At 61.6% G+C, this 26,256-nt stretch carries 23 protein-coding genes; 13 read left to right on the top strand and 10 right to left on the bottom strand.

Features of this window, described 5'->3' with window-relative positions; genetic code table 11:
* Positions 1 to 355 precede the first annotated feature (355 nt).
* Both AC629_RS45035 and AC629_RS07605 read left to right on the top strand, forming a co-directional pair.
* Entirely contained in the window at positions 356 to 787 is a 432-nt protein-coding gene (locus tag AC629_RS45035) for a hypothetical protein (RefSeq protein WP_143198978.1), read from the top strand.
* Positions 788 to 1,031: 244 nt separating this feature from the next.
* Positions 1,032 to 1,805 carry an SDR family NAD(P)-dependent oxidoreductase gene (locus AC629_RS07605; RefSeq protein WP_084804106.1) on the top strand — a complete coding sequence of 258 codons (774 nt, stop codon included), beginning with the start codon at positions 1,032 to 1,034 and terminating at the stop codon, positions 1,803 to 1,805.
* Between the two features lie 71 nt (positions 1,806 to 1,876).
* On the opposite strand, the gene AC629_RS07600 is transcribed toward AC629_RS07605, so the two are convergent.
* Both AC629_RS07600 and AC629_RS07595 read right to left on the bottom strand, forming a co-directional pair.
* Positions 1,877 to 3,280 (bottom strand): adenylate/guanylate cyclase domain-containing protein, encoded by a 1,404-nt coding sequence (locus tag AC629_RS07600; protein WP_168195421.1) that lies wholly within the window; start codon positions 3,278 to 3,280, stop codon positions 1,877 to 1,879.
* A 180-nt stretch (positions 3,281 to 3,460) separates the two neighbouring features.
* Positions 3,461 to 4,057 (bottom strand): YqaA family protein, encoded by a 597-nt coding sequence (locus tag AC629_RS07595; protein WP_084804105.1) that lies wholly within the window; start codon positions 4,055 to 4,057, stop codon positions 3,461 to 3,463.
* Between the two features lie 322 nt (positions 4,058 to 4,379).
* On the opposite strand from AC629_RS07595, the gene AC629_RS07590 reads away from it, so the two are divergent.
* Together AC629_RS07590 and AC629_RS07585 are read left to right on the top strand one after the other, a co-directional pair.
* Positions 4,380 to 5,942, top strand: a complete 1,563-nt coding sequence (locus AC629_RS07590; RefSeq protein ID WP_168195420.1) for a linalool dehydratase/isomerase domain-containing protein — start codon at positions 4,380 to 4,382, stop codon at positions 5,940 to 5,942.
* Positions 5,939 to 6,484, top strand: coding sequence for an SCO family protein (locus tag AC629_RS07585; protein WP_245331750.1), 546 nt, complete (start codon positions 5,939 to 5,941; stop codon positions 6,482 to 6,484). Before AC629_RS07590 ends, AC629_RS07585 begins: the two co-directional genes overlap by 4 nt.
* Before the next feature lie 20 nt (positions 6,485 to 6,504).
* Here the strand turns inward: AC629_RS07585 and AC629_RS07580 are convergent, their stop codons facing one another.
* Genes AC629_RS07580 through AC629_RS07570 form a run of 3 tightly spaced genes read right to left on the bottom strand, consistent with a single transcriptional unit; the run spans position 6,505 to position 9,474 of the window.
* Positions 6,505 to 7,569: an alpha/beta fold hydrolase gene (locus tag AC629_RS07580; RefSeq protein WP_084804103.1), complete on the bottom strand. Its 1,065-nt coding sequence runs from the start codon at positions 7,567 to 7,569 to the stop codon at positions 6,505 to 6,507.
* A gap of 21 nt (positions 7,570 to 7,590) precedes the next feature.
* A complete protein-coding gene (locus AC629_RS07575; protein WP_084804102.1) occupies positions 7,591 to 8,658 on the bottom strand; it encodes a glutathione S-transferase family protein in 1,068 nt (355 codons plus the stop codon).
* A gap of 39 nt (positions 8,659 to 8,697) precedes the next feature.
* Positions 8,698 to 9,474, bottom strand: a complete 777-nt coding sequence (locus AC629_RS07570; protein ID WP_084804101.1) for an SDR family oxidoreductase — start codon at positions 9,472 to 9,474, stop codon at positions 8,698 to 8,700.
* A 125-nt stretch (positions 9,475 to 9,599) separates the two neighbouring features.
* On the opposite strand from AC629_RS07570, the gene AC629_RS07565 reads away from it, so the two are divergent.
* Positions 9,600 to 10,502, top strand: coding sequence for a LysR family transcriptional regulator (locus tag AC629_RS07565; RefSeq protein ID WP_084804111.1), 903 nt, complete (start codon positions 9,600 to 9,602; stop codon positions 10,500 to 10,502).
* A 97-nt stretch (positions 10,503 to 10,599) separates the two neighbouring features.
* On the opposite strand, the gene AC629_RS07560 is transcribed toward AC629_RS07565, so the two are convergent.
* Positions 10,600 to 11,322, bottom strand: coding sequence for an IclR family transcriptional regulator (locus tag AC629_RS07560; protein WP_168195419.1), 723 nt, complete (start codon positions 11,320 to 11,322; stop codon positions 10,600 to 10,602).
* Positions 11,323 to 11,530: 208 nt separating this feature from the next.
* Between AC629_RS07560 and AC629_RS07555 the strand changes: the two genes are divergently transcribed.
* The 4 genes from AC629_RS07555 to AC629_RS07540 all read left to right on the top strand — a co-directional run bounded on the left by AC629_RS07555 (position 11,531) and on the right by AC629_RS07540 (position 15,663).
* Positions 11,531 to 12,766 (top strand): CaiB/BaiF CoA transferase family protein, encoded by a 1,236-nt coding sequence (locus tag AC629_RS07555; RefSeq protein ID WP_084804099.1) that lies wholly within the window; start codon positions 11,531 to 11,533, stop codon positions 12,764 to 12,766.
* Between the two features lie 98 nt (positions 12,767 to 12,864).
* Positions 12,865 to 14,076, top strand: a complete 1,212-nt coding sequence (locus tag AC629_RS07550) for an ABC transporter substrate-binding protein (RefSeq protein WP_084804098.1) — start codon at positions 12,865 to 12,867, stop codon at positions 14,074 to 14,076.
* A gap of 62 nt (positions 14,077 to 14,138) precedes the next feature.
* The gene (locus AC629_RS07545) at positions 14,139 to 14,927 is read left to right on the top strand and encodes an enoyl-CoA hydratase/isomerase family protein (RefSeq protein WP_084804097.1); all 789 of its coding nucleotides are present in this window, start codon (positions 14,139 to 14,141) and stop codon (positions 14,925 to 14,927) included.
* A 337-nt stretch (positions 14,928 to 15,264) separates the two neighbouring features.
* Positions 15,265 to 15,663 (top strand): VOC family protein, encoded by a 399-nt coding sequence (locus AC629_RS07540; protein WP_245331749.1) that lies wholly within the window; start codon positions 15,265 to 15,267, stop codon positions 15,661 to 15,663.
* Positions 15,664 to 15,718: 55 nt separating this feature from the next.
* Here AC629_RS07540 and AC629_RS07535 read toward each other — a convergent pair whose 3' ends face one another.
* From AC629_RS07535 to AC629_RS07525, 3 genes are read right to left on the bottom strand one after another with little or no spacing between them, the layout of a single operon-like run.
* Complete coding sequence (locus AC629_RS07535) at positions 15,719 to 16,717, bottom strand: SIS domain-containing protein (protein ID WP_084804096.1); 999 nt, start codon at positions 16,715 to 16,717, stop codon at positions 15,719 to 15,721.
* Between the two features lie 11 nt (positions 16,718 to 16,728).
* Positions 16,729 to 17,685 carry an N-acetylmuramic acid 6-phosphate etherase gene (locus AC629_RS07530; protein WP_084804095.1) on the bottom strand — a complete coding sequence of 319 codons (957 nt, stop codon included), beginning with the start codon at positions 17,683 to 17,685 and terminating at the stop codon, positions 16,729 to 16,731.
* A 19-nt stretch (positions 17,686 to 17,704) separates the two neighbouring features.
* On the bottom strand, positions 17,705 to 18,688 hold the full coding sequence (locus tag AC629_RS07525) for a glucosamine kinase nucleotide-binding domain-containing protein (protein ID WP_084804094.1): 984 nt from the start codon (positions 18,686 to 18,688) through the stop codon (positions 17,705 to 17,707).
* A gap of 372 nt (positions 18,689 to 19,060) precedes the next feature.
* Between AC629_RS07525 and nagA the strand changes: the two genes are divergently transcribed.
* From nagA to AC629_RS07505, 4 genes are all read left to right on the top strand, one after another.
* Positions 19,061 to 19,963: an N-acetylglucosamine-6-phosphate deacetylase gene (nagA, locus tag AC629_RS07520; protein ID WP_245331751.1), complete on the top strand. Its 903-nt coding sequence runs from the start codon at positions 19,061 to 19,063 to the stop codon at positions 19,961 to 19,963.
* Positions 19,964 to 21,166 carry an aspartate kinase gene (locus tag AC629_RS07515; RefSeq protein WP_084804093.1) on the top strand — a complete coding sequence of 401 codons (1,203 nt, stop codon included), beginning with the start codon at positions 19,964 to 19,966 and terminating at the stop codon, positions 21,164 to 21,166.
* Between the two features lie 375 nt (positions 21,167 to 21,541).
* A complete protein-coding gene (locus tag AC629_RS07510) occupies positions 21,542 to 22,270 on the top strand; it encodes a class I SAM-dependent methyltransferase (RefSeq protein ID WP_084804092.1) in 729 nt (242 codons plus the stop codon).
* 87 nt (positions 22,271 to 22,357) lie between these two features.
* Entirely contained in the window at positions 22,358 to 22,582 is a 225-nt protein-coding gene (locus AC629_RS07505; RefSeq protein ID WP_084804091.1) for a hypothetical protein, read from the top strand.
* Between the two features lie 143 nt (positions 22,583 to 22,725).
* Here the strand turns inward: AC629_RS07505 and AC629_RS07500 are convergent, their stop codons facing one another.
* A complete protein-coding gene (locus AC629_RS07500) occupies positions 22,726 to 26,103 on the bottom strand; it encodes an AAA family ATPase (RefSeq protein WP_084804090.1) in 3,378 nt (1,125 codons plus the stop codon).
* Positions 26,104 to 26,256 lie beyond the last annotated feature (153 nt).

Here is a 26,256-nt window from a genome sequence, read left to right as displayed (position 1 = left end):
CGCCCTAACATCCGCTGCTCCCGCAAATGCCGCCTCAAACCAACGGAATCACGGTTCGCGAGTCGCCTCAACCGGAGTTTTGCAACACAATCGAGGTCGATTCAGACGTCGGCATCTCGCCAAGGGCGCGTCGCATTGTGATCCAGAACGGGAAGAGCAGCAGGCACTTCTAACGATACGAAGCGGGTCAGTTACGATATACTGCTCATGAAACATATCTGTGCCAAACCGGGTGTGCCCGGCAAGGAAGAACCACGCCATACTTGCCGTACTCGGATGGAAAATGACCAGTAATGGCGTCCGCTCCGGTAACAGGAGGCCTTGTCGGACACCGAAAGATAATCGTGAGCGCTCGATGAAGCGGCAGACGGTTCTGGGGAGTCTTCCTGTTTTGCTTGTGCTGAGCGGTTGCGGCGGCGAGGCCGGGCCTGAGTGTGATTCTTTGGATACGCGCAACGCGGTGGTTAAGGTCGTTTCGGGCGACGGCAATAATGCGCTTGTCAACTACGCTGCCAGGCATTCGAGCGTGGTTGAAGCAAGAGTAAATAGTGCGAGCACAGAAGCTGAAAAATTGGCAGTTTGGGAAAAGGCGAGACAGGGGGCGTCCTACAGGTTGGGTGATGATATAAGCACGAATTCAAGAAGCAAGGACCAGCGAGCAGTGACTTGCAGTGGGGTATTGTCTGCGACGGTGGAGGATGTGACAGCGCAAAAGCAGGTGGAGTTTGAGGTAGAACAAGCACCGGATGGAACGGTGTCGGTTTCGGTTAGTCCATTTCAATTCTGAGCGCTCGCATGTTGTGGCGCTCATCGGCGTCTCGTAGCAAAGAATAGTTGAACGTTCAGATCACCCCCATGCATTGAAGAAGCAAAGCGCAGCCGACCGACTGGACCGGTTGCGATCGGACGCCGGCTGATCTTGCCAGTCCTAGCTAGACTATGTTGCGCAACACGATCTCGGTATGCTGCGCTCCTATTGAATCGGCGAATGCGCTCGTCGCAGAATCCCAACAAGCCGACCTGGAGGAACCATGAAGAACCCCATGACCCTTGCGGACTACAACATTATCGTCACCGGTGCGGTCCAGGGCATCGGTGAGGCCGTCGCCCGACAGAGCGTCGAACTTGGTGCACACGTTACGCTCGTGGACTTGAAGGAAGACAAGCTCAAGACCTTAGTCGCCGATCTCGGGCCAGAACGCGCAGACGCTCATGTCGGCTCCGTGGCGGACCCGCAATTTGTGCAGTCGTTGGTCGACAACGTGGTTCGAGCGCGCGGCGCGATCCACGGCCTGGTGAACAACGCGGGTATCGTACGCGCGGCGATGATTCACAAGATGTCGCAAGCGACATGGCAGCAGGTCATCGACGTCAATCTGTCTGGCGTCTTCTATTGTCTACAGGCTGTGGGAAGGCACATGATGGATCGCATCGAGACGGGTGACACGTCACCGGCGGTGATCGTGAACATCTCGTCGGATGCCGGCCGCCGCGGTACGATCGGCCAGATAAATTATGGCGCCGCCAAATCGGGCGTGATGGGAATCACCATGAGCGCGGCGCGAGAATGGGGAGCGCGCGGCATTCGCGTCAATTCGGTCTGTTTCGGCGTCGTAGAAACGGAGATGACCGAGACGGCTCGGTCGGAAAAGTTCCGGGAAACCTTTATGTCACAGATACCGATGCGGCGTTTTTCCACTCCCGATGAGGCGGCGCAACCGGTCTGCTTCCTGCTGTCGCCGGCAGCCAGCTACATCACCGGCCAGCATCTTTCGGTGAACGGCGGATATACAATCGGTGTCTGACGGGCGAACTCTTTGCCAGAGGCACTCGGTCAAGTGCCGGCCGGCAAGCCGCCCGCGATCACCCCGACCGATCACTCCTCCGCGCGTGCTTGCGTCCAGACCGCAATCGGCTGATCGAGCCCGCGGATGGTTTGCGGGGCCTGGGCCATCAGGGGACGAAACGCCGCTTCTGCACTTTCGAGTTCGGTCCTGGCCTGCCTGACGAGATCGTCGCTCGCCACCAGCGCGCAGTCGAGCGTTCGGGTCAGGGCTTCGAGCCGGCTTGCGGCGTTCACTGTCGAACCAATCACCGCAAACTCGAGACAGGTCAGCCCGATGTCGCCGAGCACCACCGGCCCATAGTGCAAGCCAAAACTGACGCGGATCGGAGTCTCGCCGGCCGCCTTGCGCCGGTCGTTCCATCGATCCGCCGCCGTCATCATCGCCTGCGCACAGCGTAGGGCGTTTATGGCGTCGGCCTTTCCGACGAACGGCGTGCCGAACGTCGCCATCAGACCGTCGCCGAGATATTTGTCCAGCGTGCCGCTGTGACGGAAGACCTCCTGCTCCATCAGCGCGTGGAATTCGCGCAAGGTGTGCACGACCTCGTCCGGCGTGCGCGCATCGGCAAAGGCCGTGAAGCCGACGATGTCGACGAACAGCACCGCGACGTTTTGTGTGCGCACCTGCTTCAGTGGCTCGTCATGCCCTGACAATTCCTCGACCACGTTCGGCGAGAAGTAGCGCGCGAGATTGCCGCGTTCGCGCTCCACCGCGGCATGGCGGATCAGGAGATCATTGCTGCGGCGCACCGCCACGGCGAGCGTCACCGCGACGATCATGAACACGACGATCTCCTGAATGCGCTCGCCGAACACGATCGAGTTGGGTGAGATCTGGTGAAACAGCCTGTGATCGCTGCCGAGCGCCGCCGCGATGCGGGCGGTCAGCGCGGGATCGCGATCTGGCTGCCACCACACCCAGGCAATTCCGATGATCCAGAGGGCGGAGGTCCATGTTCCGACCGTGATGACCGTGCGCCAGGAATAGGCCAGCGTCGCGCCCGACAGGAGCACGAAGAAATAGATGAAGTTGCCAAAATGGAGTTGCATCGCCGCCGGCCAGTGTCCGGAGCCGAAGGGATTTGGCCCCACGATGATGAACGTCAGCAGCGCGAGGTCGCAGAACAGCAGCGCAAGCTCCGGTCTCGACACGCCGACCCGCCCAACCCTGGCCTGCGCCCAGCCGATCAGCGCGAACAGGCCCAGCAGCGCCACATAATATAGCTGCTCCCATGCCGGGTTGATAATCGGCAACAGGCAGGCGATGACGGCAAGCGCGACATAGCGCACTCGCACCGCCAGCCGCAGGCCTTCCTGCTTAGCCGCTGCCAGCGCGGCCTGCGCAAACTGAACGGTGTCAGTTTCAGTTTCGCGCCGACTGCGCGCGCGCAGCAACGCGGCGGGCAAGTCGAGGCGCTCGACTAGCGTGGTCACAGGCGGCCCTCCTCGAGTGAGCGGTTGCAGCACGGTAACGGTCATCAGCAGCCGTACCAACATCCAGTCTAGTGATAGATGGGTGTCGGGTCATCAGCTCGAACTGAGGACTTCGACTTACTCGCGAGAATGGATGTCCGCTAAATGCTCGGCAGCCCGCATCAACCAGGCCGGCGTTGGTTAGCGGAAGGAGTAGACGATGCCAAGGCCGATCGCCGTGAGAAGCCCGAGCCCGACGAGCCATCGCTGATACTTCTCAATCGAGTGCAGAAAATGGGTTCCCCAGAACACGACGAGGGCCGTCACAATCGCGAAATGCAGGAAGCGACCGATCACGGAGGCGACGATGAAGGTCAAGACATTCATCGATGCAACGCCGGCAGCAATAGCGATGAATTTGAACGGGATCGGCGTGAAGCTCTTGGCGATAATGATCCAGACACCCCAATCCTCGACCAGGCGCTGGTAGCGCTCGAAGTTGTCAGCCTGGCCGTAGAAATCGACGAGCGTCTGTCCAACCGCGGCCCAGGCGAGATGGCCGATGCCGTAGCCAAGGAGGGCCCCGGCAGACGCCGCGACGACGCAGACGGTGCACAGCAGAACGCTCCGATCCGGCCGTATGAGCAACATCGGCACGAGCAGCAGGTCCGGCAGAAGCGGAAGGACCGAACTATCTGCAAAGGCGATCAGCGCGAGCAGGGCCAGGCCCCATCTGCTATCTGAGAAAGCCTCAGCACGGCGTCGCCAAACTTCGCCGTTCGTGGAGAACAGGAACATGATCCGCGATATTTACAACAACTATTGGATCGCCAAGATCAGCAATCCGTGACTGGCGGTCCCTCAACCCATCCTGACGGAGAGCGCTTTCTCCGTCGTGTTTGTCTGCTGGTCCTGGCACTAGCGTAGCAAATGCCGATGTGCGGCAGGCGCCGATCTTGCTGTGCGGACCGAGATGGTCACATCGGGCATGTTACGCGTGGCGCTGCCGCTGCTCCGGAGCGATCTCGAAGGCATCGTCTATCTCTATCCGGTCAAATGTCTGAGGCAAGATGGTGGTGATGGTGTAAGGTTCGGCAACGCTCGGTCTCGGGAGATGTCCATGAGCAGCCGCTATGCATTTGAGAGTCTGGACAAGCTGCAGATAGGTCACATCCGTCATTTCGACAATCTCTCCCGACAGCCGCCCAATCAATGGAAGCTGATGAAAGGAAAGGGGTACGGGCAGGAGGATTTTGGTGGCTTTCGCTTTCAGCTCGCCTACATGGCTTACGCCCTGGCGCTGACGCATAGGCATCGACTGCCTGCGGCGCCCGGTGTGTTCAAGCCGGTCTTCGAGCGGCTGATCGAAAAGATGCTTTTGCCGGAAGTTTGGATGTACTGGCGCGATGTGAGCCGCGGCGGAAGCATCTTCAACGCTCACCTCGCGGCGAATTATCGCGAGGAATGGAATCCGGTCGGTCGAGATAACATCATGTACAGCGCCTACGTTCAATCGATGGCACTGCTGTATGGTTATCTCTTCAACGATGCTCGCTACGCACAGCCGGCTGCGCTGACTTTCCGGTTCTGGTCCTATTTTTGGGGAGGCGAGGCGAAGTGCTTCGAGTACGACCAGAATTCGCTCAATGATCACATCTACTGGCAGATGGTTGAATCCGGTTACCTTGGTGTCGCCTGCGAGCCGAACTGCGTGTTTCAGATATGCAATCAGCCCGCGATTCTCGGCTTCCGCATGCATGATCTAATCAACGGCGGGTCGATTGCGGAGGAGGTGACACGAAGCTATGAGCAGGCCTGGAAGGATTTTGGCCGCATCGGTGACAACGGCCATTATCACATCATGATGGCCCAGGATACGAAGGCGGTGCGTCAGAATATTGGTAAGGCGCCGTGGGTCGATGCGTGGACGGGTGCATTGCTTAACATGTGGAATCGCGACTTTGTCCATGCGCATTATCCGAGGCAGATCCGCGACTTTCTGAAACCCGGCGTCGACGGCGCGCTTTCGATCAATGTGCCGGCGCGGCCGGAAGTCATGGGTCAGCGTATCGTCACCGACGATTGCGATTTCGGGTGGATCACTGCTTGGGTCTCGGAAATGGGAGATGCCGAAACGCTGCGCGGGCTACTCGCGCACGCGGATCGTTACATGGCTCCGGCCTGGCTTGACGGCGGATTGTACTATCCACGGAACGATTTGGTCGAGAATGCCGAAGGCGTCCGGACGTTGGTCGAACCGATGTCTGGAAACGTGCTGTTGGGGTACGCTCGGCTCAATATTCCCGACGGGCTCTGGCACTTGTACAATGAGCCCTGGGAGCCGGCTCACTTTGAGGAGCCGGCCATCGTCGCTGTCGGATCAGATGTCGATATCAGCCGTGCGATATTTGATCCAGAGAACAACCGGCTGAACTTCGCGGTCGAGCGGCGGCGCGACGTTTCGGGCGATGGTATCGTGCGTATCGCAAGGGCGTTAGCCCGCGGTCCATGGTCGCTGGCTTGTGACGGAGCGGAGTTCGCGCGCGGCTCGGGGACCAACGTGCAGATCGCGGGAGCTGTTCAGGTGGAAATTGACGGCGCCGACGTGGTGCTCCATTGTCCCGAGCGTTTTGCACATTCATGCGTGATGGCGTTTGAACCTGGCGAACAGGATTCCAAGTGAGCGGCGCTGGGAGTTCATCGCCGGCGTCGATCGGCGGACCGTTCCGCCTGATGGATCATGATGGTCACGAGGTCTCGGACCAGACCTATCGCGGTTACCACGTTCTGATCTTCTTCGGTTTCACCAATTGTCGGCTGGTGTGCCCGCGTGCGCTGACAAAGCTGTCCGTTGCGCTGGATTCGCTCGGTCCACTCGCCGACCGAATACGGCCGATTTACATCACCGTCGATCCGGAACGTGACACAGCGGCCGTGATGCGCGCGTTTTTGCGATCATATCCGCGATTTACCGGGCTGACGGGCTCGCGGGAGCAGATCGATCAGGTCAAAGGAGCGTTTCGCGTCTTTGCGGAAAGACGGGATGATCACGCCAGCAAGGGTGACTACGTGATCCCGCACACTGCGATAACCTATCTCATCGATCCTCAGGGCAAATTTGCGGCTCACTTTGGCGATGCTCTCTCCGCAGAGGAAATAGCAGGCCGCTTGAGGTCACTGCTCGAACCCGACAAGGCGCCTTGCGAGCGAGCGCCGACGAGATAAAGCCGACAGAGCTCCGCCGACTATTGAAACCGCTCTGCGAGAAATGCCGTGAGAGCTGCCTCAGTCTGCTCCGGCTGCTCGATGTGAGGCAGATGGCCGGCATGGTCGATCTCAATCAACTGGGCATCGGGGATATCCTTTGCGGCCTGGCGACCAAGTTCCGGCCAATTGCCGAGCGGCTTGATCGCTTCCGGCGATGCATAACGGCGGAAGAATACGCTGCGGTCGTTTTGCCCGATCGTGAGCAGGACCGGCATCCTCAGGAGGCGATATTCGTGACGGATCGGCTCGTTGAAGATCATGTCGTAGGTCAGCGCCGACGCCCGCGCCCAGCGCGGATACTCAGCGCTCAGCAGTACGCCCGAGAAAATGTCCACATATTGCTGCGCCGTCGCCGGCCAGCCGACGAAGAAGGCCGCCATGAAGGCACGGTAGCTTTCCGGCGTCTGAGACATCTCGGTCTTCACCAGGGCCTCGATCGGCTGCGGCGGGATGGCGCTGCGGTAGTCCTCGAGGCCGATCGGATTCTCCAGTGCCAGAACGGCCGTCGTTTCGGGATAATTGCGGGCAAAATAAACCGCGAGCATGCCACCGAAGGAGTGGCCGACGATCGCCGCACGACTCACGCCGAGGTTGTCGAGCAGCAGCTTGGTGTTGCGCGCGAGAAGATCGAAGTGATAACGGATATCGGGCTTCGACGATTTTCCGAACCCGATCTGATCCGGAACGATCACGCGATATCCCTGGCCCGTCAGGGTCGCAACCATGTGCGCCCAGTAGTTGCCCGAAAAGCTCTTGCCATGCAGGAGCACGACGGTCTTGCCGTTCGCGGCAGCGGAGGGCGGCACGTCCATGTAGGCCATGCGCACTTGCTGGCCTTCGATGGTGAGGTCAAGGAACCGCACCGGATAAGGGTATTCGATTTCCTCGAGACCGATGCCGATCGACTGCACGCGCTTCTGCGGCCCGGCCGGCTGGGCGGTTGCCGATTGCGCCAGGGCGCCGCCGGTCAAGGCAAGGACGCTGCTCGCGAGCGTGACGGCGGTCAGCAATGAAGCGAACTGGTTCGCGTGACGGCGGGGCATGACGGCTCTTCCTCTTGTGTATCAGCGTTCGTCGATTTGCAATCTGTCGCGAGAACGGGAGTGCATGGGCGCGCTATCGATCAAGCTGCCGACCGAGGCAGTGTTCGCTCCGGCCAAGCGTTCGCGACCGTGCGCCAGGGTGAAGTCAAGCGCAGGACCGAGCGGAACGATCCCGGTTGGATTGATCGAGCGGTGGCTTTCGTAATAGTGCCGCCGGATGTGCTCGAAATTCACCGTCTCGGCGATGCCCGGCCACTGGTAGATGTCGCGCGTAAAGGCCGACAGATTAGGATAATCGACCAGCCGCCGGATGTTGCACTTGAAGTGCCCGACATAGACGGCATCGAAGCGCACCAGCGTCGTGAACAGGCGGATATCGGCCTCGGTCAGGCCGTCTCCGAGCAGGAAGCGCCGATCGGCAAGCCGTTGCTCGAGCCAGTCCAGCGTGTCGAACAGCGGCACAACGGCTTCCTCATAGGCCTCCTGCGTCGTTGCGAAGCCTGCCTTGTAGACGCCGTTGTTGACGGTGTCGTAGACGCGCGCGTTGATCGTGTCGATCTCCTCGCGCAGCGCTGCCGGATAATAATCGCCGGGGACGGCACCGGCCTCGTCGAAGGCCGAGTTCAGCATCCGGATGATCTCTGACGATTCGTTGTTGACGATGCTGCCGGTGTGCTTGTCCCACAGCACGGGAACGGTGACGCGACCGGTGTAGTATCGATCGGCCGCCGAATAGATCTGATGCAGGAACTGCGCGTGGTAGACGGTGTCGGGGACCACTCCCGGGCCGTCAGCAAAGGTCCAGCCATGCTCGAGCATCAGCCAATGCACCACGGATACCGAGATATTGTCCTCGAGCCCCTTCAGCGCGCGCATGATCAGCGTGCGGTGTGCCCATGGACAGGCGAGATTGACGTAGAGGTGATAGCGGCCGGCTTCGGCCTTGAAGCCGCCAATTCCGGTCGGGCCGGCGCTGGCGTCGGCCGTGACCCAGTTGCGGAAGGAGCTGTCCTTGCGAATGAAGCGGCCACCGCTTGCCTTCGTCGCATACCAGGTGTCTCGCCATTCACCGTCGACCAGCAATCCCATGTCAGCCTCCTCAAATGATGCCGCGGTTAATCGACCGCCTCAGGTGCGGGTGATCGACAGGCCGCCGTCGACCAGCAAGGCGGTCCCGGTGACGAACGAGGAATCCTCGGACGCCAGGTAAAGCACCGAGCGCGCGACTTCCTCCGGCCGTCCCACGCGCTTCAGCGCGTGCAGGTTGGTGATGAAGGCCGCCTTGTCGGGGGTGTCGTTCATCTCCCGATACATCTCGGTCTCGATCGCGCCGGGCAGGACCGCATTGACTCTGACGTTCTGCGGGCCGAACTCGGCGGCAAGAGTCTGCGTCAAGCCAATCAGGCCCGACTTGCTCGCGGCATAGGCGGCGACGCCGGGGAACGAGGAACTGTAGCCGACGAAGGTCGAGGTGAAGATCACCGACCCGCCGCCGTGCTTGGCTATCGCGGCGATCTGGTGCTTGGCGCCAAGGAACGAGCCGGTGAGATTGATCGCGACGGCGTCGTTCCAGCCGGCCTCGGAGACGCCGGTCGAGGCGCCGCCTTCACCGAGCGTGCCGGCGTTGTTGAAGGCGATATCCAGCCTGCCGAATGTCTTCACGGCCAATGCGACGAGGGCTTTGGCATAATCTTCCGAGCGCACATCGCCCGCGAGCGCGACAGCCGAGCCGCCGCTGGCCTTGATCTCTTCGACCAGACTCGCGAGCTCGCTTTCGCGCCGCGCGCCGACCACCACCTTGGCGCCCTCGGCCGCGAACAGCTTGGCCGTGGCCCGGCCGATGCCCGAGCTCGCGCCGGTCACGATTGCAACCTTGTCTGAAAGACGTCCCGTACCCTGTGCCATGTCGGTTCTCCCGTTCGGCCGCGCCAATCGCGGGTCATGAAAAACTACCTAGACCCTCACAAAGCTGGAAAGTAGGCGCAGAAACTGACTATATAGTTCAGTTTTCCTGAATGATCGAGGCGCCCATGGACCGTCTGCGTGCTTTCGAGGTTTTCGCCACGGTGGTTGGTCAAGGCAGCTTTACCCGCGCCGCGGACAAGCTCGAGACCTCGCCGGCCAATGTCACCCGCTACGTCAACGAGTTGGAGGGGATGCTCGGCGCGCGCCTGCTCAATCGGACCTCAAGGCGCCTGTCGCTGACCGAAACCGGCAAGACGTTATATGACCGCGCGATCTCGATCCTGGACGAAGTGGCCGAGGCCGAGGCGATCGCGTCCTCAGCCGCAATGCAGCCGCGCGGGCGTCTGCGGATCAACGCGCCACTCAGCTTCGGCATCCTTCATCTTGCGCCGCTATGGCCGCGCTTCATGGCGCGTTATCCGGATATCGAACTGGACATCAGCCTGGTCGACCGGCTCGTCGATCTCGTCGACGAGGGGTTTGACCTGGCGGTCCGCATCTCGCGCGGCGGATCGCCAGCGTTGATCAGCCGCAAGCTCGCCGCCGTCCATCATTTCGTCTGTGCATCACCGGACTACGTCGCGCGGCATGGCGCGCCGCAAACGCCCGACGAACTCAGGAACCATGCTTGCATTGCCTATTCCTATTCCGCGTCGGTCAACGAATGGCGGTTGCTTGATAAGGCCGGCAAGGTTCACGCGGTGCCGGTGTCCAATATCCTCCATTCCAACAACGGCGAAACGGCCTGTGCGGCGGCACTGGCCGGATTCGGACTCATCCTGCAGCCGACGTTCCTGATCGGCGAGTACCTTCGGCAGGGCCGGTTGATCCGTCTGCTCCCGGACTATCAGTCACCCGAGATCGACGTGCTCGTCGTCTATCCGAGCCGCCGCCACGTCAGTGCGAAGGTGCGTGTCATGGTGGATTTCCTGGTCGAGGCCTTCCGGGGCAAGCCGCCGTGGGATTGAAATCGTAAAGACCTCGCTGCCGGAGAAGGGCGAGCCGCGCGACTGCGTGATGTAGCTGGCCCTGATCAGGGGAGGGCAGATCCTCGCCGCATTGAAGCTATAGATACATCGAGAGCGCTTGGGCTGTGTTCGCAAGCAGGGGGCCCCATTTCCCCACCAACGTTTCCTGGTCCATCGCGAAAGTGGGCGTGACGCAATTGATCGACATCCGCGTCCGACCATCCCTCGAGACGAGGGGAGCCGCGACGCCCCGGATATTCTGGCGCCACGTCGTGTCCACGAGGCAGAATCCTCTTTCATTGACCTCAGATACTGCGAGCATGATGGCATCGCGCAACGGTTGCCAGTCGTCCGGGTAGTAAGGCGCGAGTTTCGCGAGCATGCTTTCGAGGGCTTTCGGATCAAGGGACGCGAGATAGGCGCGGCCGGTCGCAGTTCTGGCCATGTCGATGGCAGATCCGACGCTGAAGAAGTAAGGCAACGCCTCTCCGATGCATCGGTCCAGATAGATCATGTGCGGCAGGTCCGGCCAGGCGAGTGAGACTGCGCAACCGCTGGCGGTCGCGAGCCGTTGCAGTTGCTCGTGGGCGATCGGCAGGACCTTCATGTTACTGAGAACAGAGAAGCCCAGTGTCAGGACCCGCGGACGCAATTGATACTTGCCGCGGATGGGTTCGTATTCGAGGTAACCGGCCTCGACGAGGGCGCGGGTCAGCCGCGATACTGTAGGCTTCGGAAGACCCGTTGCCGCGGAGATTTCGGCGTTGCCGAGCATAGCGCGCTCCGGCGAAAACGCCTCAAGCACCTCCAGTCCGCGCAACAGGGCTCCACTCGGGTTCGATCCGCGCTCCCCGGCCTCCGCATCGCTGACAGGGCGATCGCCCGTTATGGCTCGTCTTCGCGACATTCAGTTTCCCGTTCTCCCATCTCCCGCCCGGACGAGTCGTTCAAGGTTATCGCACATCGAACTCGCCACATCCGCCCTTGACGTGTCAAAAAGAAAAACATAATTTCAGTATATGAAACATATGGACCGCATTTCGAAAGATAAATCGAGCGGTGGCGCCTTGGCAGGCTTCAAGGTGATCGATCTGTCTCGGGTGCTCGCCGGGCCCGTATGCACGCAGATTTTGGGCGATCACGGCGCGGAGGTGATCAAGATCGAGCCGCCGTCGGGCGACGAGACCAGGTCATGGGCACCCTTCGGGCCGGAGGGAAGCGCCTTCTACAGCGGCATCAACCGCAACAAGATGCATGCAGCCGCCGACTTGTCGAAGAGCGAAGGCCGCGATCTGCTCCTGCGGTTGCTCGAGGGGGCGGACGTTCTGGTCCACAATTTCAAGGCGGGAACGCTCGAGCGCTGGGGCCTCGGTTATGACGATGTCCTGTCGAAAAGATTCCCCCGGCTCATCTATTGTCACATCACCGGTTTTGGCGAAGACGGTCCTCTTGGCGGATTGCCCGGATACGACACCGTCGTGCAAGCCATCGCCGGCTGCATGAGCGTCAACGGGCGGGCCGAAACCGGTCCGACGCGCGTCGGCATGTCGATCGTCGACCTCGGCACCGCCATGAACGCGCTCGCGGCGATATTGCTGGCCGCCTATGAAAGGGAGCGATCGGGGCTCGGGCAGAAGCTCGACGTCTGCCTTTACGACTGTGCACTGTCGTATCTTCACCCTCACGCCGCAGGTTACCTTCAAGCCGGCGTGGTGCCGGCGCGGACCGGCAATCAGCATCCGAGCATCGCGCCCTACGAGGAGTTTCAGACAAAGAGCGGACCGATGTTTCTGGGCGTCGGCAATGACGGACAGTTCACCGCCGCGTGCAGTGAATTGGGATGCGCAGGCTTGGCGGATGATCCACGGTTCGGCACCAACGCCTTGCGGGTGAAGAACCGGGCCGAGCTGCACGACCTCCTCCAGGTTCACCTCTCAGACCAGGACGCGGAAGCCCTGAGCACCCGGCTGCTCGCGAAGGGAATTCCGGCAAGCGCAGTCCTTGACGTGCCGGGGGTGCTGGCGGCACCGCACACCGCGCATCGGTCGATGATCGTCGAGGAGGGTGCGTACAAGGCGCTGGGCATCCCGATCAAGCTGTCGCGCACGCCGGGTACGGTGCGTTCCACGCCGCGAACTCTGGGCGCCGATACGCGAGAGGTGTGCCGGCAAGCGGGCTTCGATCAGTCCGACATAGACGACATGATCACGCGCGGGATCGTATTCGAACCGCGTGAAACGCCTTCAAAATCTTCGAAGGGGTGACCGGTCTGCGAGCGAGTGGGCGAGGCCGCAGGGCTGCACTGGTGTCGCCGAAGACGAAGCAGCGGAAGCTGCGAAACAAAACAATATGGGAGTGCTCGATGAGGAAGATCATTTCAATTGCGGCGCTGGCTCTCACGACGGTCGCCCCCGGAGCCTTTGCTGCCGACAATGATCCCATCCGGATCGGCGTGCTCAATGATTCGTCGGGCCTCTACGCCGACTTGAGCGGAGAGGGCTCGGCGGTTGCCGCGAGAATGGCGGTCGAGGAATTCGGCGGTGAACTGCTGGGCCGCAAGATCGAGGTTCTTCACGCCGACCATCAGAACAAGCCCGATATCGCGTCGTCGATCGTCCGAAAATGGGTTGATGTGGACCACGTTGCTCTCGTCGCCGACGGCGGTCCGAGCTCGGTTGCGACCGCCGTGCAGGAGTTGGCGCGCGAAAAGAAATTCGTCTTTGCCATCGCGGGAGGCTTCGCATCGACGCTGACCGGGCCCTCGTGCGCTCCCACTTCCTTTCAGTTCATTCCGGACACCTACGCCCTTTCCACAGCGCCCACGCGGGCGGCGGTCGCAAAGGGACTTGATAGCTGGTACTTCCTGGCGGCCGACTACACTTTCGGCCAATCGCTCTACCGGGATGCGGCCGCGGCCGTACAGGCCGCTGGTGGAAAGGTTCTGGGCCACGCGATGCATCCGCTAAACACCTCTGATTTCTCCTCCTTCTTGATGCAGGCGCAGGCTTCCAAGGCCAAGGCAGTTGGATTGGCCAACGGCGGCGGCGATTTCAGCAACGCGTTGAAGCAAGCTCAGGAATTCGGCATCACGCAGGGCGGCCAGCATGTCGTCGGCTTTGTCGTTTTCACCAGCGATATCCAGGCGATTGGACTGCAGGCCGCTCAGGGCCTGCAGTTCGCGACCGCTACTCACTGGGACATCGACGACAAGACACGAGCCTGGTCGCGTGAGTTCATGAAGCGTTACCGCGGCAATCCGCCGACGACGGTGCAGTCCCTGACCTATTCGGGCGTCCTGCATTGGCTGAAAGCGGCCAAGGAAGCGGGAACGCTGGACGGTGAGAAGGTCGCTGCGAAGATGCGCGAAATGAAAGTCAACGATGTCTTCGTCCATGGCGCATCGATCCGGGACGATGGTCGCGTATTGGAAGATCTCATGATGGTTGAAGTGAAGTCGCCGGCGGAGTCGAAGTATAAATTCGATGACTTGAAGGTTATCGGCAAGATCGACGCGGCGACAGCCTATCGGCCGCTTTCGGAAGGAAAGTGTCCGTTGGTGAAGGCCGCGAACTGAGGATGATGGCTGTTGCTTTTGATCCTGCGCGCCATCGGCACGAGGAACGTCGGGGTTGATGAATGACGAAAGAATCTGACAGCGCGGCGGAAACCGTTCGTTACGAGCTTTCCGGAAACGTCGCCAGGATCACGCTACAGCGACCGCCGGTGAACGCGTTAAGTCTCGAGATGATACGCGCGGTGGTGGCCGCCTTCCGGCGCGCTGCCGCCGACCAGACGGCACGTGTCGTCGTTCTCTCCAGTGCTGTCGCGAGGAGATTTTCGGCCGGCCTCGATCTCGATATCCTGCTTGGCAAATCCGGCGAGCAGATCCGTGAGTTCGTGCAAGAGCTCTACATCGGCCTGTACGATGCGCAGTATAATCTCGGCAAGCCGTCGATCTCGGCCGTGGGCGGAGCCGCACGTGGTGGCGGCATGACCATGGCGGTGTCCTGTGACGTGGTGTTGGCCGGCGAAAGCGCTACCTTTGGCTATCCGGAAATCGACGTCGGCATCATCCCCGGGATTCATTATGCGCATCTGCCACGACTGATTGGTCGTCACAGGGCGTTCGAACTGCTCTTCAGCGGTCGTGCGTTCGATGCCAGGGAGGCGTTCGAGTTGGGAATAGTCAACAGAGTTGTTCCCGACGCCGAACTCGATTCCGCGGCGATGAATCTCGCGGCGCAATTCGCGTCCAAATCCGAGACCGTCGTGCGACTGGGCCGGGCCGCCTTCATGCGCCAGATCGATCTGGACTATCGCCGGAGCATCGCGAACGCAGTCGAGGACATCTGCAACGTGGCAGTTACCGACGCCGCACAGGAAGGTCTGCGGGCCTTCGTGGAGAGACGTCCTCCGAAATGGTGATGTCGATCGGAGCTCGCGGCAAAAAGTAGGGTTTCTCAACCCGCACTCGCTTCCGAGCGCCTTCCAATACAGCACTGTTGATGCAATTCGACCATCGACTTCGGCTTGCCTCAAGCATCGAACGGTCATGTCGTTGCGTCTCCGCTTTGAGAACAGCAGCACAGGCGCGTATTCGTTCGCTGTACGCAATGGTGTCTTCCGGACGGCGGGGCTTCGCGTCAGGTGCGGGTAGCCCTAACTTTCTCTCAATTCGCATTCGGAACGGAAATTCCGTTTCGACGAGACATTGGGAAAGACGATGGGTGCAGATCAGAGACAGCCAGAGCAGGCTCTGACTATGACGACTGGCATCGACCATGTCGGTCTTACGGTTCTCGACCTTGAGGCGTCCAGACAGTTCTTCTGCGGGTGCCTGGGTTGGAATGTCGTCGGGGGCAATCCGAGCTATCCGGCGGTATTCGTTTCGGACGGTCACGATCGGATTACGCTCTGGCAAGTGCAAGGCGCCGTCTACACCGAATTCGACAGAAAGAAGAACCTGGGACTGCATCACCTTGCACTGAAGGTCAGCGATATCGAAAGCCTCAACATACTGTTTCGAAAAGTCTCGATGTGGCCAGGCGTCGCTGTGGAGTTTGCGCCTGAACCTGTCGGAAAGGGACCCAAGGTCCACTTTATGGTAGCGGCCCCCGGCGGCATTCGTCTCGAGTTCGCTTGCCAACCCCAGAACAGCTAGTGCCTTGCTGGTGCGGCGCTGCTCCGGCTCTCGGTCGCCAGCGAGCAGCCAGCTATCAAAACGTCTCGGTGATCTTGCTCAGGCGAGGGGGACGGTCCGGGTCAAATCCGCAGGCGCGCGCCGCCTGCTCGATCATCCGATAGGCTGGAACGAGCATGGTGATCGGGTCGGTAGCGGGGTCATCCTCGGCCAGCCAGGGCAGCGAGCCATGCGGTCCGCCGCATAGATGCAGCGTGATCCCTTGCTCGAGCAGTTCTTCTGCCAGTGCGTCCACCGTAGCCGCCGTTTCATCCATGAGGCGCATCATGACAACCGGTGTGCGCGATGATAACGCGGCCCGCGGCCCGTGCTGCAGCTCGGCGGAGCTCAGACCAATGGAAGGCAGGCGCAGGATTTCCGAAAGTTTGAGCGCGACTTCCCGCGCCGATCCCAGGCCCAGGCCCCGAGCCGCCACAAACACGGCTGACGCCTTGGCGAGATCATCGGCAACCTCGGACCAGTCAAGCGCCAGCGCGTGGGTAAGGCGCTCAGGCAGCCTGTCGAGCGCCGACCGCAGCGCATGATCGTCCGCCAGCTCGGCAACAAGTCCGGCGCTCGCGGCCATCGAGCCGATCACGGTCTTGGTCGCCGCTACGGAGTGCTCTTCGCCGGCTTCGATCGGAACGACGAATTCCGCCTCGTCAGCTACCGGCGACGACGTCGCATTGACGATGGCAACAGTGCGGGCGCCCGCAGCGCGGGCCGATTTGGTCGCTGCGACGAGATCCGGGCTGCGCCCGGATTGCGAGATCACGATGAACAGCGCATGGCGCAACATCAAGGGCGTACGAAATGCCGTGATCACCGACGGAGCACTGGCTGAAACGGGCAGGCGAAGCCGCGTCTCGACGAGGTATCTCAAAAAGACTCCGGCATGCCCGGAGCTTCCCCGGCCGCACACGACGCACAGGGGGAGGGAGCCAATCCCAATTCGCTGTGCGATGTCGCGCGTGGCGGGGCGGCTGCCAACTATGTTGGCGACGACATCCGCGCTCTCCCCGATTTCACTCGCCATCGCGGATGTCGTCACGGCTCGACCGCCCCGCCTCGATTGTGCGCGGCCGTTCCCTTTGGGTGCCGGTCGCGATGCAATTCGCGATTCCTGGCGAGCTCGGCAAATACGCGCCGAAGGTTGCCGTCACAGTTTTTCAGAACGGTCTCGGCATCAATCCTGTCGATGCCCAAGGCCAGAAGGGCTGCCGTCTTGATGTCTCCTTCGGCCTGCTCGAGCGAGCGTGCCGCCTGCGAGGGATCACAGTGCGCGATTTGCGCCACCATGGCCTCTGCACGCCGCTTCAGCTTGGCATTGGTCGGCGGCATGTTCACCATCATGCCGCGATACACCCGGCCAAGGCGCAGCATGATCCCTGAGGAGATCAGGTTGAGCACGACCTTCTGCGCGGTACCCGCCTTCATCCGCGTCGATCCGGCGATCAGCTCGCGGCCGGTCTCAATCAGGATCGGAAACTTTGCCGATGCCAGGAGTGCGGTGCCGGGATTGTTGGCGATACCGATCGTCACAGCACCGAAAGAGCCTGCCTGCTGCAGCGCCGCGACCGTGAATGGCGTGGTCCCGCTGGCGGCAACGGCGATCACCACGTCGTGCGGCGTGAGCCGCGCCGCATCAATCTGCGCGACCGCATCGTCGATATCGTCCTCCGCGCCCTCGATGCTGGTGACGAACGCGCTGTCTCCGCCGGCGACGATGAAGCGGACGCGCTCCCTAGGCCAGGCGAAGGTCGGTGTCAGCTCGGCGCCGTCCTGCACCGCCACGCGGCCCGAGGTGCCGGCGCCGACATATACTATGCGTCCGTGATCGCCCAGTGCCGCCTTGGCCGCTTCGGTCGCCGCAGTGATTGCAGGAAGGGCATGGCCGATCGCCGCGACTGCCGCAAGCTGACCCTCCCACATGGCTTCCATCGCGGAAGTCAGCGACCATGCATCAAGATCGGCAAAGCGGGGATCGACGTCTTCGGTGGCCATCTGGTTGATCCATGCGCCCTCATCCGCGGGACTTCGATGCCTGTTCATGATCGGTCTCTCTCTCGGGCAAATCAAGCTTGGGCAGATCCGGCTTGGTTAGATCCGGCTTGGGTAGATCCGGCTTGGGTAGATCAAGCCGCCCTCGCGCCACCAGCAGGGCGCCGGCCACCGCGTCGGCGTCAGGAGGCCTCAGGCGGGCGCGCAGATCGGGCGTCAGCCAGGGCGTAATGGCATCCGCGAGCCCGCCCACCAGTGCGAGCCTATCAATTCCTCTCGCCAGGAACAGATCGAGCAGATCGCCAATGGCATCGGCCGCGCGTTCGACAATGCGACGGCCGACCGGATCGCCCTCATTGGCGTGCCGCATCACCATTGGCGCGAACGCTGCGTAGTCGGTGGCCCTGGCGTCTTCAGACCAGGCCACCGCCTGATAAGGATCATGATCGAATGCGCCCAGCACCTCTGAAAGCAACGGGGTCAGCTCGCCGCGGCGATCCGCGGCCCGCAGCGCCAGTCGAACGACCTGCAGGCCGATGTCGGCACCGCTGCCTTCGTCCGACACGGGAAAGCCGTAACCGGCGAGACGGATTTCGCGGCCGCCGATCAGGCCGACGCCAACCGAGCCCGTGCCGGCAACCACGATCGCCCCGTCCGCGCCGCTGTGGGCGCCGAGACAGGCAGCCAAGCCGTCGCTGATGAAGATGGCGGACGCAAAGGGATGGGCGATGTTCTTGAGCGCCGCTTCCGCGCCCCGGCGGCCAAGCCCGGCGAGGCCAATTCCGGCATGCATCCGCGCGAAATCCTCGCGCGCCAAACCCGCCTGCGTGGCAGCGGCTTCTGTCGCCTCCATGATGGAACGCCAGGCCTTTTCGACGCCAATGCGGGTCGTCGCAGGTCCCGAGCTTGCTTCGCCGAGCAGCCTGCCGTTTTCGTCTTCAATCCGGGCGCGGCAGCGAGTTCCGCCCCCATCAATGCCAAGATACGTGGTACCTTTTGTTCCCATCGGATGTTAACGCCAGGGCTACGCTCCGGGTCCCCCAATGCCTAGATGGGGACCATTTGAGGTTACGACGCTCGTCTCACGGGTCTGTGACTGCCACTTTCGGATGAATCCTGATGGGCGCCTGCTCCTCTTCCGACGTTCTCACGATCGCTGCGCCGCAAATCTTTGACGGAACCGCCATGTGTGGGCCGGGGTCGATCAGGATTTCGCGGGGCCGGATTGAAGGCATCACCCTCGGAGAGTCAGAGCCGCGCGCATCGATCCGGCTTCCCCAGGATGCGATCCTTGCACCCGGATTCATCGACACTCAGGTGAACGGAGGCGGGGGGCGTTCTCCTCAACGACGAGCCGACCGAGGCCGGCGTTCGACGCATCGTCGCTGCGCATCGCGAGGCGGGAACCACGGGCTGCCTGCCGACCCTCATCACCGACCGCAGCGAGGTCATCGAGCGGTTGGCTGCGACAGCTCAGGCGTGCCTCAAGATTCCCGGCGTGCACGGCTTTCATCTTGAAGGTCCGGCCCTCAACAAGTCCCGCAAGGGTATCCATCCGGAAGCGGAGATCCGCGTGCCCAACGGCCGCGATCTCGCCGCCATCAAAAGCTTTGGGGACTGCGGCCGCTCCGTTGTGACCCTGGCCCCGGAATGCGTGCCCGTGTTCATGATCGATGAACTGATCAGCGCCGGATTGCGTGTCGCGGCCGGCCACAGCGATGCCACGGCATCCGAAATCGGGCAGGTGGTCGATCGCGGTGTCTCGGGGGTGACCCATCTGTTCAATGCCATGTCGCAGTTGAACGCCCGGGAGCCGGGCCTGGTGGGCGCCGCGCTGGGAGATGACCGGCTGTTTGCAGGGATCATCTGCGACGGGATCCACGTTGACCCCACCGGTTTGCGCATTGCCTTCCGCTGCAAGGGGCGCGATCGATTGATGCTGGTCAGCGATGCCATGCCTCTGGCGGGCACGAACGACCGGCAATTCATGCTGCAGGGACGGCAAATCACGCTGCACGACAATCGCCTGACGGGTCCCGATGGCACACTCGCGGGCGCTCACCTCACCATGATCGAGGCGGTACGCAACGCGGTTGCGCTGGCCGGAATCTCGCTTGTCGATGCCCTCGTGATGGCGTCTCGGACGCCCGCGGCCTTTCTGGGTCTGGAGTCCGAGCTTGGGCGGATCGCGCCCGGATACCGCGCGGACCTCGTTGCCTTCCGCCCGAACTTCGAAGTCGTCGGCACATGGATAGGCGGTGTCGCTTCCGAGCGAGGTTAGATGAGCAACCATCCGGTCATTGTGCAGAAATATGGCGGTGTCTGTCTCGCAACACCGGCGAAGATCCGCGCGGTTGCGCGCCGTCTCGCTGACCTGCATGGACAGGGCCATCGTGTCGTGGCGATCGTCTCCGCCATGGGCACGACTACCGACCAATTGATCCAGATGGCTTATCAGGTAAGCCTGACCCCCAATCGCCGTGAACTCGACATGCTGCTGACGACCGGTGAGCGCATCAGCATGTCCCTGATGAGCATGGCGCTTTCCGATCTCGGCGTGCCCGCGATCAGCTTCACCGGCAGCCAGGCCGGCGTGATGACCGACGACTCCCATTCCTCGGCACGCATTCTGGATGTACGGCCCATTCGGGTGCGCGAGGAACTTGATCGCGGGCGCGTCGTGGTGCTGGCCGGATTTCAGGGCGTGAACCCGGCGACCAGGGAGATCACCACGCTTGGCCGTGGCGGCAGCGACACCACGGCCGTCGCGATGGCCGCGGCGCTGAAAGCCGACCGCTGTGAAATCATCAAGGAGGTCGACGGCATCTGCTCGGCCGATCCGCGTATCGTGCCGGATGCAAAGCCGCTGCGGCGCGTGGACTTCGCATCGCTGTCCGAAATGTGCTTCTGGGGCGCAAAGATCCTGCACTTTCGGAGCGTGGAGCTCGCGCAAAGCCAGGATGTACCCCTGGTTCTCAAGCAGTGGAGCGGCGTCGAAGACAGCACGCAAGTGATGAAGGAGGTTGTGGGCATGGAAAACGGAAGAGTTCTTGCCGTCAACTCGATGGCTCGCATTGAGTACGTGGAAATCGATTCCACTGATCTCAATCAAGGTTTCGAGAAATTCGCGCAGCATCTGAAGCAAAACAGCCTGTCCTGGCCGCAGCTCCTCGCATCACACTTCACGACGGGAAAAACCAACTTGACCGTGGCCTGTGATACGGAATGGCTGGATGCCCTGTTGCGCACGCTGGAGGATGCCAAGGATCTGCGCAAGCAGCGCGAGGCCTCGAGCTCGGTGAGTCTCACCTGCTTCGGCGGCGTTTCGTCGGAATTGCCGTTCCGCGCGTTGCAGGTCCTCGAACATCACGGCATCGTCCCCGACAGTTACGTGCTGTCGCCGCATTCGGTCAGTCTGTTCGTTCCCGTGGAGAGCCGCGAGGCCGCGGTTCAGGCGTTGCATTCGCTCGTTCAGCAAGCATAGCTTCGGGAAGCGGCAGGGATCGCTTCGCTTACGTCCTGGTTTCCAATGTTGCCGTGACGAACAGATAGGCCTTCTATCGGTTCGCTCGAGTTGCGCGAGCGAGAAACCTCAAGTGAGGGATGACGGGGATGCGGGCAAAGCAGCCATTGCGCTATGCTCCTGCTTGACCGGGGCCAACGATTGAGAGATGTTCAACGCATGGTCGACAAGGACACGCATATCGTTTCCCGGTTTGCCGGCATCACCACGGGTGGGATGCCGGGATGTCGACCGCGCTAACTGATCAAGCGTATCGCCAACTTGGCCTCGCCCTTGCGGACGAGGTTTTTCGGTTGTGAATGTGCCTCGTCCCCGTCCAAAAAGATGGAGAACACCATGGCACAGAATATCTACGACAATCCGCACTTCTTTGCCGCTTACAGCCAGCTCTCGAGACAGATTCGGGGCCTCGACGGCGCGCCCGAATGGCATGCCATACGTGCGATGTTGCCGACAGTTTCCGGCAAGCGCGTGGTCGATCTGGGGTGCGGCTTTGGTTGGGCAGCGCGCTGGATGCGTGAGCAAGGTGCAAGCTCGGTGCTTGGCCTGGACCTCTCTGAAAATATGATCAGCCGAGCAAAGGCGGATACCAACGATCGCGAAATCGAATACCGGATTGCAGATCTGGAGACAGTGGAGTTGCCAAAGGCAGCCTTTGATCTCGCCTACAGTGCACTCGCTTTCCACTACATCAGGGATTTCAACCGTCTCATCCGCATGATCCATCAGGCGCTCGCGCCTGGCGGGGAGCTCGTATTCACCATCGAGCATCCGATCTTCATGGCAGCGGTCCATCCGCACTGGATCGCCGACGAGGGCGGGCGCAAGACTTGGCCGGTCAATCGCTACTCGATCGAAGGCGAGCGCCAGACCGACTGGTTTGCGAAAGGCGTGATCAAGTATCACCGGACCATCGGCACGACGCTCAACACATTGATCCGCTCCGGCTTCCAGCTCCTTGCCGTCGAAGAGTTTGCCCCGTCGCCCGAGCAGATCGCACAAACGCCTGAGCTCGCGGAAGAGTTGGAGCGGCCAATGATGCTTCTCGTTTCTGCCCGTCGTTAGCATCCGAGGTCCGGGCGGGGCGAACGCTCATCAGCGGCCACACATGCCGTCGTTGCCCCCGTCCTGCCGGAATGGTAGCGTTCGCCCATGGCCGAAGGCGACCCCATCCGCATCATCCCTCACCGTGGCGTAGACGACGACTGCGGGAGCGTTGAGGTGTGGTTCGCGGACGGACGGAAGTCGGTCCGGTTCTATTGGGACAACCTTGTCTCACGCCGGTTGAACCCCAACACTGTCACGCGAGAACAGGCCATCGAGAAAGCCACGGCGCTGGCGAGGGCTGAGCTGGACAAGCTGGACAATCCCGAGTGAGTTTTTCGGTATTACGGTGACTGTGCACCTATTTCATAAGCCTTCGAGCCCACGAAAGCGGCCGGAATCATTGAGTGCACTGTCACTGTAATCCCGTAATCCCGGGTTGGGCCATCAATTGAGGCATCGCACTGGCCGCGCCGTCACGATGCGGATGGCGGCTCGTCGAGCAGGGCCTTCGCGTCGGCCAAGTCCGCCGCATCGCACCCTGCGTCAAAGGACCGATAGATGTTCAGGAGACGGTCATGCGCCTCCGTATGTCTGTCCTGATCGGACAAGACACGGGCGAGGCTCGTTGTCGCACGCAGTTCGAACGATCGTGATCCCTGCCCGCGGGCGACGGTGATCGCCTGCTCGTAACTGGCGATCGCCGCGTCACCCGATCCGCGGCGGGTGAGGAAATCACCGAACAGGCGATGGATTTCAGGTTCAGCCCATCGCTCGCCGGTTTCGTTTGTAGTCCGAAGCGCTTCCTCGAAGGTGCGATGGGCCAGGTCTGGCTTGTCATCAGCGGCATAGGCCTCGGCGAGGAACGCCAGGAAAATCGGGCGGAATATTCGTGAGCCCGTTTGCGCCCAAAGCCGCAGCCCCTCGTCCAGCAGCCGGACCGCGTCTCCCGCTTGGCCTCCGCGCGCAGCGCGCCAGCCGCACAAAAAATTACCGAGTGCCTGCCAATACGGAAGCTGGCGATCATCGGCGAGCTCTGTTAGCTGACTTCCGATCTCCGCCACCTTGTCCTCATTGCGCAACAGCACATACGTCATCCCGGCATGCCATAGGGCATAGAGCCGTGACTGATCGTCGTGCTCCAACGCTTGGCCCCGTTCCAGCTCAATTTCCGCAGCCTTCTCTGCATCCGCAGGCTGGCCAGACAGCCACAGCGCCCATGATCGATACGAGTGCATCGTCACGCCCACATCATGGCCGAAGCGCGCGCGCAAGCTCCGCCCGGCCGGCGAGGCGGCGCCGTGCGCGTCGGGATCGTAGCGCACAAGCGCCTGATGCAGTGCATCGCTCGCGTCTGCGATGTACCCGTTGATCAGACGCGACGTTCCGACCAGGCGGTACCCGACCATGATCGGGCCCGCTTCGTCTTCGCGCTCGGCAAGGGCCAGGAATTCGTTGGCTTGCTCCAGCATCGCGGCGGGTTGGCCACTGAGGTAATGATACGCCCACAGCCCGTAGAGCGCCGCGAGATGCATCCCCGCATCGGCCACGCGTTTCGAGAATTCGCGCGCCTTGGTGTAGGCCTCGCCCACCTGCCGATCCCCGTAGCCCTTCTGTTCTTGCAGCGTTCGGGCGAGTGCAGTCTGCAGCTTCAGCTCACCATGCCGTCGGATGTCATCGTCAGGCAATGCGGAAATCAGCTGCAACGCCTGGGTGATGTGTTCGTGCGCCTCCTTCAGCGCCGAATGCGACAGCGCGCGGTCTCCGGCGGCAGACAAGTAACCGACGGCCTTTGCCACATCGCCCGCCTCTCGGTAGTGATGCGCAATCAGCTCGGGCTGCTTCTCGGAGATTTCCGCGAAGTGACTTTCGAGGGTCTCGGCGATTCTGGCATGAAGCGCACGTCTCGGCTCGCGCAGCAGCGTGCTGTAAGCTGCATCCCGTACCAGTACATGCTTAAAGCAGTAGGTCGCGTACGGCGTGCCCTCTCGCCTGAGCAGCAAGCCAGCCGAAATAAGACGGTCAAGTGCCGATTGCAGCTCTGCTTCCGGCTTGCGCACGACCGCAGACAGCAGGAAATGGGAGAACCCGCGTCCGATCGCCGCCCCGATTTGCGCCAACTCCTTGGCGGGGCCGAGCCGGTCGAGCCGCGCCATCAACGATGCGTGCAAGCTTGCGGGGACCGCCAGTGCTGGCGAAGGAACCAAGGCGGCGGCCCGCTGCGCTTCGCTTTCGCTCGCTGCCTCCAGCACTGCCTTCGTCATCTCTTCCACGAACAGGGGGATGCCGTCCGTACGCTCGATGATGTCCTGCCGCATGCTCGCCGTCAGCGGGTTGCTTCCGACGATGTGGTCTATGATGGCGCCGACCTCGCGGGGCGCCAGCCGATTGAGACTAAGGGAGGTCACATGCGGCTTTCCGATCCAGCCCGGCTTGAATTCCGTCCGGAAGGTTACGACCAGCAACACGCTTCGTGTCCGAATCCGGTCCACCACCCGACCCAATAGTTCCAGGCTGGTAGGGTCGGACCAATGCGCATCCTCGAAGACCATCAGCACCGGACAGGAGCGGGCCAGAGTCTCTACTTGCAGAACGATTGCTTGCAGTGTTCTTTGACGGCGCTGCCGCGGGGTGAGTTCGACTGCGGGATAGCGTCGGTCGTTCGGCAGCGATAGCATCTCGGCAAAGAGCGCAGCGTCCGTCGCGGACGTCGAGGTCTGTTTGAGCAACCCATCGAGTTTTTCGAGTTTCGCCCGCGAGGTGTCTTCGCGCGCCAGTCCGGCAGCACGTTCGATTTGGCCGATGATCGGGTAGAGCGCACTGTCAGTGTGTTGCGGAGAGCAGGAATAGCGCAAGCGTATGTGTGGCTCGCCAGCAAGAAGTCGAACAAACGCGCTCGTGAGCCGTGATTTCCCAATACCGGCCTCGCCGGAGAGCAGTATCACCTGCCCTTCACCTTCCGTCGCCCTGAAGAAGCACCGCCGTAGCAATTCCAATTCTTCTTCGCGCCCGACGAGCGCGGTCAAGCCGGACGCGTGCAGCGCCTCGAAGCGGCTTGCCACGGAACTGGCCTGCAGCACTGCCCACGCCTGCACCGGTCCGGCAATGCCCTTGAGGTTCCTCATCCCGAGGTCATCGAGCTGGAAGAAACTGCCGAGAAGCCTTCGCGTGCTTTCGGCGATGACGACTGTGTTCGGTTCGGCGATGCTTTGCAGGCGCGCCGCAAGATTCGGCGTCTCGCCCACCATCCCGCGCTCCTCCGACTCGCCCGATGGGATCAGGTGCCCGACCACGACCACTCCGGTTGCAATACCGACCCGGACTTGCTGAGGAGCGCGCATCTTGAGCCCGGCAACGACCGTAATCAGCTCGAGCCCAGCCCGGACCGCTCGCTCGGCGTCGTCCTCATGAGCATGCGGATAACCAAAGTACACGAGGACACCATCGCCCACATACCGGGCGACGAACCCGCCGAAGTGGGGCACGGTCTCGGCGACGCATTTCTGATAGGCGGAAATGACTTCTCGCAAGTCCTCCGGGTCTATGCGCGTGGAAAGCGCGGTCGAACCGACCAGATCGGCGAACATCACCGTGACTTGACGGCGCTCGGCTTCGTCCCGTGGGCTCGATTTGGACCCAGGCGCAGGCCTCCGCGTGGCGGAGGCAGCCCCGGCAAGCTTGGCAATCGCGCGGAGCAATTTCCGGCGATCTCCAAGAGGCACGATGCCAAGCTCCTCCTTGAGATCCTTGTCCGTGAGGTTTTGAAGGATGGAAAAATCGATTCGATGTTCGGCAAAGCGGTCCGCATACTCGGACAGTCCAAGCGAAGTTAGCCATTTTCTGACCGACCGCATTTCGCAACGCGTCCCTTACGCGATAGATCGGGCGCTCAACTCGCCGCTAGGTTCTTGATCCACATCAATAGGACGCAAGCCGCCGGGAAGATCATGGTCGATTTTGGGAGGCCTTACGCAGAAAATCTTGCGATTGGAAGCCAATGATTTTGG

The sequence above is a fragment of the Bradyrhizobium sp. NAS80.1 genome, assembly GCF_001908205.1.
Lineage (GTDB): Bacteria > Pseudomonadota > Alphaproteobacteria > Rhizobiales > Xanthobacteraceae > Bradyrhizobium.
This window is presented reverse-complemented; position numbering and strand designations above follow the sequence as displayed.